Below are 8,175 nucleotides of genomic sequence, written 5' to 3'. Positions count from 1 at the left end.
TCTCGCTGCTTGGTGCAACACATGCACCAGGGTTCCTCCGCCTGAACAGCATCCGCAAACCCTCGGCAGAGCCTACGTATCGCGAGCCGCTGGTGCAACACCTGCGCCAGGTATCCTCCGCCTGAACAGCATCCGCAACTGTCAACTGTTTACCCTGCTTCGTTGGTGACAAAATCGGCAAGTTTGGCTTCACCTGTCATTTGAAGAGCGGCTTTGAGCGTATGCCAGCCGAGGTTGGCGCATTTGATCCGCACGGGAAATTGGGCGACGCCTTTCATCACGTTGAGCTTGCGTTGCGCCGTGGGAAATTCGGTTTCCCCTTTCATCATCCCTTGAAAAGTGCCGATCGACTCCAGAGCTTCATCGATCGTCTTGCCAATCAATGCTCCAGCCATCAGATCGACAGAAGCCATCGCGATCGCACAACCTTCACCTTCAAATTTGATATCGGTAACGCGTTCATTACTGGCATCCAACTGAAGTGTCAGCTCGATCGTATCGCCACAGGATGGATTGTGCCCTTTCTGATACCGATCGATCGGGTTGGTTTTGCCGCGATGTTTGGGTTTCTTATAGTGTTCGAGAATCACCTGTTGATACAGATCTCGCAAATTAGTCGTATTCATAGCAAATTAAGCATCATCTAGCGATCGCCGGATCTTTATTATCCGCGATCGCTACTGGACTAGCTAGTGATTTAGCTGACTAGAATCTGAACAAGTTGAGTAGACCATTGAACGGAGTCAGGATCGTGCTGAAACCGTCGCCAATCCGAGTCAGACCATTACGACCGATCACGATCGTATCGTTGTTTTGGAGGCGGGGGTTGTTTTCTGGATCGATCCCTCTGGTGAAGTTAAGTTTGATCAACCGTTTGGTGACACTCCCGTTGGGATTGAGCCGGATGAAGTCAATTTCATTTTTATTGGCACGCACGTTATCAAAACCACCTGCAATTAGCAGTGCTTGGTTGAGAGTCGTATTTGGCGGCATTTCGATCGTCCCACCGCGACCAGCTTTGTTGGCGATTTCTCCGATGACGTTGACGCGGATCGTGGCAGGCGAGAAGGTGGAGGAGGCGACGAGATCGACATCCTGTGCGCTAGGATTGGGCGCGATTGGGATGAAAATGCGATCGCCTTCTTGGAGGATGATATCTTGGCTGGTATCGCCTTGCTGGAGCAATTTGAACAGATTGAGTGAGATCTTCTGTTCGCCAGAGCGAGTCATCCGAATCAATTGTATTTGCCGGATATCAGCGGTAGGTTTGATCCCTGCGGCAGCTTGGATGGCATTGGTGACCGTTGGGAGAGCAACAGTTCCGGTGAGCTGAGTGTTGTTATTGGTGGTGTTACCAGCTCCAGTGACTGTATATGTACCTGGACGATTGACTTCACCGACGACTACTACCTTCGGTGGGCTGATGGCTTGGGGGCCGAGGTTGGAAGCTGCAACTAGACTACTATTGGCATTGTTGATCTCCGATGAAGTCGGTAGCAAGATGGTATCGCCATCTTGGAGGATGATATCTTGACCGAAGTCTCCAGATTTCAAAAGGCTCAATAGGTTAATCGGCACGGTTTGACCTGCACCTGTGCGCGTATTCCGCCGCACTCTGATCCGGCTCAAGTCGGCTGAAGCCGTACTACCACCCGCGATTTTGATCGCTTCGGTGAGTGTGGGCGGGGTGACCCGTCCCGTACCGCCAGTAGATACGCCACTTTCGCCTCTGAGGGTGTAAGTACCTGGTTTGCCGACTTCGCCGAGGATTGCTACTTTGACAGTCGCATCTTGATTGGCGAGGTTGGAGCCTGAGAGCCGCAATCTGTCGGCGGCACTGACATTCTCAGATCGGGCAATGTATACTGTGTCGCCATCGCGCAAGGTGATATCCTGTCCGGTATTACCACGCTGAAGGACATCAAACATATTCACCGCCATAATCCGACCAGTCGCCGCACGACGTACCTGTACTTGGCGCAGATTAGCAGTTTGAGTCGTTCCACCAGCTAGTTGAATTGCTTGGCTGACAGTCGGGAATTTACGGTTGTCAGCCGTGAAGGGGATGGTATAGGAACCCGCCCGTGTGACTTCGCCCGCAATGGCAAATTGCACCGGACGTGGAGCCAAGACACTAATTGTGACGATCGGACGCTTGACGTAGCGGGCAAAATATGCAGTCAGCAATGATGAAGCTCTTTGGACAGTCAGTCCTTGAATCGGAATCGCGCCCACAACGGGGAGATTGATCGCGCCATCGCCGAGGACATAAAACTCACCGCTATATTCAGGAACGTTGAAGATATCTACGCGCAATCTGTCGCCAGGACCCAGCGTGTAAGAATCGGCAAAATTAGATGCAGGCGCGGCTAATCTAGTCATTGGGACTTTCTTGGCTGGCGTTTTTTTAGCTGGTTTCCCTGGAACTGTGACACTGATTTTGGCAACGTTCGTCTTGGCTGGTGTCTTGGGCTTGATTATTTTGGCTGGAGCTGCTAGATCGATCGATTGGAGCACGATCGCTTTGGCTGGAGTCTTGGGCTTACCTGTCTTCGCTGGAGCGGCGATCCCGATCGACTGGAGATTGACGATCGTCAATACTGGCACCAGACCGACGCTGAGACCTTTGTAGAGGTAAGTCCGCAAACTAGCAGTATTCATAAAAAATTTAGATATTAGTATATTAGAGTTGGTGTTTAACAATCTAGCTTATCGCTTAGAGATTGGTGATATTTTCAGTCTTTTATCGTACCTTTACCGCATCATAGTTCGAGACCAACTCATCTAAACTGCATCCAGCGGTAGGTCGAGACGAGGATTTGCATCGCAACCGATCGGTTGTCAGAGACTCTACTCACCTTACCATCAACAATCTGCTCAGATTAGTTTTCAGCCGATCTGAATTGACGACGCTTGACAACAATTTGATGTTCCATAAATAGCTTACACTACTCATTACGATCTCTTTTCATTATGCCCAATTACTCGACCAAAAATAGCGATCGTAGAATCTTTGAGCGGTTGGCGAGCGAGATCGATCGGCACATTGGCGGAACTCAACCTCATAGCCGATCGCCCCAAAAGCCGATCGAGAAGTGTTAATCTAAGAGTAGGCATGTTATCGCAAAAATCTCAATGTTGCCAGCTTCAAAAAAAGTCGTTGTGGGACTCTCCGGTGGGGTAGACAGTTCGGTCGCTGCCGCGCTCCTGTGCGAACAAGGTTATGATGTCCTCGGGTTAACCCTGTGGTTGATGCGCGGTAAGGGTCAATGCTGTTCCGAAGGGATGGTAGATGCTGCCAAGATTTGCGAACAGTTGGGAATTACCCACCAGATCGTCGATAGTCGCGATACTTTCGAGCAGTATATTATTGATTATCTCGTTGCTGGCTACGAAGCAGGTATCACCCCCTTACCCTGTTCGCAGTGCAATAAAGCCGTGAAATTTGGGCCGATGGTGGCGTACGCCAAAGCCGAGCTAGGAGCTGACTATATTGCCACGGGGCACTATGCACGGATTACTTACGATGAGCAGTTGCAACGGTACCAGTTGCGGCGGGCGATCGATCGATCGAAGGATCAAACATATTTTCTCTACGATCTAGAGCAAGATATTCTGGGTGCTACCATCTTTCCGTTGGGGGATACCCTCAAAACCCAGACACGGGACATTGCCGCCGGACTGAATTTATCCACTGCTGACAAGCCTGAGAGTCAAGATCTCTGCCTGGTTGAAAAACACGGCTCGATGAAAACATTCCTCGACAAATATATTAACGAACGTCCAGGTGAAATTGTCGATACGCAAGGCGCAGTTTTAGGTCAACATTTAGGCATTCATCATTACACGATCGGTCAACGTCGCGGGATCGGCATTGCTGCACCCGAACCGTTATATGTAGTGGCTCTCGATGCTATCAAAAACCGCGTAGTGGTTGGTGCGCGGGCTGATGGTCACGGTCTAGAGTGTACAGTCGATCGCGTCAACTGGGTATCGATTCCGCAGCCAGCAACCCCGATTCGTGCCCAAGTGCAGGTGCGATATCGCGCTGAAGCCGTACCTGTGAGTGTCATCCCGCTAGCCGCAGGCAAGGTCAAGCTAGTATTTGATGAGCCGCAATTTGGGATTACCCCAGGTCAAGCGGCGGTCTGGTACGAGGATGATATTGTGCTGGGTGGCGGCATCATCGATCCGATCGTTGCCTAGCTCTACTTAGCCTTCCTTACCAGTGACAACTATTTCGGTTTCGACGTTCCGATCTGGTACTGGCTCGGTATAGTCGCGATCTTCACTAGAGCGATCGCGCTTACCGCGCCGCTCTTGCCACCGATCGAGGATATCCTCGATCAACACAGCATTAATCCAGATTTTGGCAACCACAGTCAGCGGTAACGCCAATAATAACCCCAAAAACCCAAAGAAGGTCGTAAAAAATACTTGAGCGATCAGCGTAATCGCTGGTAGTAAAGATACCTGTTGCGACATAATATATGGCGTCAGGAAATTACTTTCAAATTGCTGGATTAAGAGGTAGATAATAAATATCGCTACCGCTTTCCACGGTTCGTCGAGCAAGGCGATCGCCGTTGGAATCACGACACTCATCGTCGGCCCGACATTGGGGATAAAATTGAGGAGTCCAGCCAGGATCGCTTGGGCGAGGGCTAGCGGAATCCCCAATGACAATAAACCAATCAAACTGAGTACTGCCACCACTACCATGCTCAGGAGTGCCCCACCCACCCATTTACCCAGGGAGATATCGCATTCAGTTAAAATCCCATCGACGCGCCGTCGATAAAAGTTGGGAAATAGCGAGATAAATACTTGACGATAAGCTCCTGGTTGAGCCAGTAGCATGATTGTCAGAATCACCACAAATAAGAGATTTAAGATCGCGGCTAAGGAACTAGAAAATAATGTCAGCGATTGCCCCGCCATCGACTTGAGGAGCGGCTGAATCTGCCGCTCGAGATCGTCTAGCTTTGGTACATACGGAACGAGTGGGGCTGGGATATATGACTGGATACTAGCCTGCCAGCGATCGGCAGACTGAATAATTGCGGGGAATTTGGTGACAGTCAATTCTTGGAACTGCGTAATAAATGGTGGGACGATCAGGATGAAGAAACCAACTAAAATGGCACTAAAGATCCCGAGCGCAGCAACTACGCCGAGCGATCGCGACAGTTTCAACCGCTGCTGAATTTTTCGCGCCAGTTTATTTAGGGCTGTGGCTAGCACGATCGCGGCAAAAACTATCAATAAGACTTGACGAATTTGCCATAGTATGTATAACGATACTACTAAGGCAATTAATCCTAGCCACTGACCGATCGACATAATAGCCCCCAATTTGATTCAAACTCCTATTTAAATTTTAGATGTCTATGACACTAAATCCCCAGCTTCTGAATGAAGTCGGGGATTTAGTGCTGAGATTGGACAATCGTTAGCCGAATCGACCAGATACATAATCATTGGTACGATTATCGACTGGGAATGAAAAGATTTGTTTAGTTTCGCCAAATTCTACCATTCGACCGATCCGACTTTCATCAGTACTGAAGAAAGCAGTATAGTCAGAAACTCGCGCAGCTTGCTGCATATTGTGAGTGACGATCGCGATTGTCAGCTCGTCACGCAGACTGTGGATCAGATCTTCAATTTTGATAGTTGCGATCGGATCTAATGCCGAACAAGGCTCGTCCATTAGCAATACTTTGGGTTTCACAGCCAGTGCGCGCGCGATACAAATTCGCTGCTGTTGTCCGCCTGATAGTCCTAATGCTGATTTGTGCAGTTTATCTTTGACTTCATTCCAGATTGCCGCACCTTTCAAAGCAGTTTCGACAATACCATCGAGTTCGGAACGACTAACTTTCTCCTCACCGATCTTGATGCCGTAAGCAACATTTTCATAAATGCTCATCGGAAAAGGATTAGGCTTTTGAAATACCATTCCTACTTGTCTTCTCAGTTGATTGAGATTGACTTGGGGATGATAAATATCTTGTCCGTACAGCTCTACTTGCCCCTCTGTTTTAATTTTCCCTTCTAATTCACCAATCCGATTGAGGGCTTTGATAAAGGTAGATTTACCACAGCCAGAAGGACCAATAATCGCTGTTACATGATTTTTAAAAATAGTCATGTTGATACTCTCTAGTGCCCTAGACGTACCATAGAAAAAACTCAGGTTGTTTACCTGAATTGCCGTTTCTAACTGTTTAGGAGGTTGATGTGTTTCTGACATAAAATTTTAATAAGCTTACTAATTTCGGCGAATACTCGATCGTGAAGTCATCCATTTTATCTTCCTTTATTCACCAAGAACCGAGCAGGTAAATTGATAATTAAAACTATACCAAGTAAAAATAGAGATGCCGTCCAGACCAATTGACTTTTGATTGGATCGGGATCGTTGTATAAGTTAAAGATCAAAATTGGCAAAGAAGCTGTCGGACTCAAGAGATTATCTGCCCAATCTTGGGCAAAGAGTGCAGTGAATAGTAAGGGAGCTGTCTCACCAATACCACGAGCGACGGCGAGCAATACTCCAGTGGTTAACGCTGGTACAGCATTTGGCAAAATAACCCGTGTAATTGTTTGAAATTTACTCCCACCCAATCCAGATGAAGCTAAACGAAAATTGTTGGGAACTAGCTTCAATACTTCCTCTGTTGTCAAAGCAATAATTGGCAACATCAGAATTGACAAAGCGATGCCGCCAGCAATAGCACTGTAACTAAAATCAAATAATTTTTTAGTAACTAATACGACTGCACTATAAGTAAAAATCCCCACGACGATCGAGGGTACTCCAGTTAAAATAGTCGTCAAAAATTTGATAGTGCGATTGATTTTACCATTAGGCTCGTATTCTGCTAGATAGATGCCAGTAGCAATCCCGATTGGGATGCTCAATAAAGAGGCGATCGTCACCATCAGCAAGGTGCCAACCACTGCATTTGCAAACCCATCATCAATGATGGGTTTGGTAAACATTGCGGCTGTCAAACCAGGAGATCCCTTCAAGATAATATTCCACAAAACTGAAACTAGTGGTAACATCCCAAGGATTGTTAACGCGAAAGCCAAGAGAGTCATCCCGCGATCGAATAAATTCCGAATCGGGGATAAATTTGTCGTTAAATTAGTAGAGACTGATTGTTTCATAGTACTATTTTTCGCCACGTTCGACCAATCTAACTAGTCCGATTGCACCAATATTCACTACTAGAGTGATCGTAAACAAGATCAGCACTAGATAAGTTAGTGCACCAATGTGAATACCTTCTTGAGCCTCTGCAAATGTATTTGCTAAGATGGCTGGAATCGAGTAGGCAGGTGAAAATACTGAAGGACTAATGTTTTCAGCGTTGCCAATTACCATTGTCACTGCCATCGTTTCGCCGAGGGCGCGTCCCAATGCCAACATGATACCACCGACGATCCCCGAAAAAGCTTTGGGTAAAACAACTCGGAAGATTGTTTCCCACCGAGTAGCTCCAAGAGCCATCGAGCCAGTGCGGAGATATCCAGGCACAACCAATAACACCTCTCGACTCACAGCCGCCAAAGTGGGTAAAATCATGATACCCAGCAACATTCCTGCTGTCAAAAGTCCAGAGCCTGACGGTTCGGTACTAAAGAAGGGGATAGTAGTGCCAAATCTGGTGTAAAGGAACTGCTGAACTGGTAAGAGTAGGGGGATGAAGGTATAAAACCCCCATAATCCAAAAATAACACTGGGAATCGCTGCGAGTAATTCGATCGTGAACGCTATCGTCGATCGTAACCATTGAGGTAGTAGATCCTCACTGGTGACAATCGCCACTGCTAAACCGATGGGAATGGCGAAGATCAGCGAAATCAAGCCACTCCCAATCGTGCCATAAATCATTGGTAATGCCCCAAACTTGAGTTCTGGCACATTCCACTCCTGACCCACCAGAAATCCCAGCCCAAACTCTGAAATTGCAGGTAAAGCCTGCTCAGAAACGACCCAGCCCATCATTAAAAGAATGGCAACCGATACCCCGCTAGCTGCATACATTAGATAGCGGAACAATCGGTCAGCCAAATCGGTTTTGGTGGGACGAGTGCGCCTAGCCAAACTATTTTCACTTGGTGTCGGCACAATCAAATTTTGAGGAGAAGACATTGTTAGAT

The 8,175-nt window shown here is 47.6% G+C and carries 8 protein-coding genes; 1 reads left to right on the top strand and 7 read right to left on the bottom strand.

Features of this window, described 5'->3' with window-relative positions:
• Nucleotides 1-149: 149 nt before the first annotated feature.
• From sufU to ACEW9I_RS23170, 3 genes are all read right to left on the bottom strand, one after another.
• Complete coding sequence (sufU, locus tag ACEW9I_RS23180) at nt 150-626, bottom strand: Fe-S cluster assembly sulfur transfer protein SufU (RefSeq protein WP_373542691.1); 477 nt, start codon at nt 624-626, stop codon at nt 150-152.
• Between the two features lie 79 nt (nt 627-705).
• Nucleotides 706-2,661, bottom strand: a complete 1,956-nt coding sequence (locus ACEW9I_RS23175; protein ID WP_373542690.1) for an SLBB domain-containing protein — start codon at nt 2,659-2,661, stop codon at nt 706-708.
• A gap of 294 nt (nt 2,662-2,955) precedes the next feature.
• Nucleotides 2,956-3,117 carry a hypothetical protein gene (locus ACEW9I_RS23170; RefSeq protein WP_373542689.1) on the bottom strand — a complete coding sequence of 54 codons (162 nt, stop codon included), beginning with the start codon at nt 3,115-3,117 and terminating at the stop codon, nt 2,956-2,958.
• An 18-nt stretch (nt 3,118-3,135) separates the two neighbouring features.
• On the opposite strand from ACEW9I_RS23170, the gene mnmA reads away from it, so the two are divergent.
• On the top strand, nt 3,136-4,206 hold the full coding sequence (mnmA, locus tag ACEW9I_RS23165; RefSeq protein WP_373542688.1) for a tRNA 2-thiouridine(34) synthase MnmA: 1,071 nt from the start codon (nt 3,136-3,138) through the stop codon (nt 4,204-4,206).
• A gap of 6 nt (nt 4,207-4,212) precedes the next feature.
• Here the strand turns inward: mnmA and ACEW9I_RS23160 are convergent, their stop codons facing one another.
• From ACEW9I_RS23160 to pstC, 4 genes are all read right to left on the bottom strand, one after another.
• Nucleotides 4,213-5,343, bottom strand: coding sequence for an AI-2E family transporter (locus ACEW9I_RS23160; protein WP_373542687.1), 1,131 nt, complete (start codon nt 5,341-5,343; stop codon nt 4,213-4,215).
• Nucleotides 5,344-5,452: 109 nt separating this feature from the next.
• Nucleotides 5,453-6,256, bottom strand: coding sequence for a phosphate ABC transporter ATP-binding protein PstB (pstB, locus tag ACEW9I_RS23155; protein ID WP_373542686.1), 804 nt, complete (start codon nt 6,254-6,256; stop codon nt 5,453-5,455).
• 56 nt (nt 6,257-6,312) lie between these two features.
• Complete coding sequence (gene pstA, locus ACEW9I_RS23150) at nt 6,313-7,179, bottom strand: phosphate ABC transporter permease PstA (protein WP_373542685.1); 867 nt, start codon at nt 7,177-7,179, stop codon at nt 6,313-6,315.
• A 4-nt stretch (nt 7,180-7,183) separates the two neighbouring features.
• Complete coding sequence (gene pstC / locus ACEW9I_RS23145) at nt 7,184-8,167, bottom strand: phosphate ABC transporter permease subunit PstC (RefSeq protein ID WP_373542684.1); 984 nt, start codon at nt 8,165-8,167, stop codon at nt 7,184-7,186.
• Between the last annotated feature and the right edge of the window lie 8 nt (nt 8,168-8,175).

It is taken from the genome of Chamaesiphon sp. (assembly GCF_041738855.1).
Lineage (GTDB): Bacteria > Cyanobacteriota > Cyanobacteriia > Cyanobacteriales > Chamaesiphonaceae > Chamaesiphon.
The sequence above is the reverse complement of the archived record's forward strand: the minus strand, read 5'-3'. Positions and strand labels throughout refer to the sequence as shown.

Excerpts from the sequence above, each read along its gene's own strand:
- ACEW9I_RS23160 (WP_373542687.1), bottom strand. The coding sequence starts at position 5,343 with ATGTCGATCGGTCAGTGGCTAGGATTAATTGCCTTAGTAGTATCGTTA.
- ACEW9I_RS23170 (WP_373542689.1), bottom strand. The coding sequence starts at position 3,117 with ATGCCTACTCTTAGATTAACACTTCTCGATCGGCTTTTGGGGCGATCG.
- ACEW9I_RS23175 (WP_373542690.1), bottom strand. The coding sequence starts at position 2,661 with ATGAATACTGCTAGTTTGCGGACTTACCTCTACAAAGGTCTCAGCGTC.
- pstC (WP_373542684.1), bottom strand. The coding sequence starts at position 8,167 with ATGTCTTCTCCTCAAAATTTGATTGTGCCGACACCAAGTGAAAATAGT.
- sufU (WP_373542691.1), bottom strand. The coding sequence starts at position 626 with ATGAATACGACTAATTTGCGAGATCTGTATCAACAGGTGATTCTCGAA.
- pstA (WP_373542685.1), bottom strand. The coding sequence starts at position 7,179 with ATGAAACAATCAGTCTCTACTAATTTAACGACAAATTTATCCCCGATT.
- mnmA (WP_373542688.1), top strand. The coding sequence starts at position 3,136 with ATGTTGCCAGCTTCAAAAAAAGTCGTTGTGGGACTCTCCGGTGGGGTA.
- pstB (WP_373542686.1), bottom strand. The coding sequence starts at position 6,256 with ATGTCAGAAACACATCAACCTCCTAAACAGTTAGAAACGGCAATTCAG.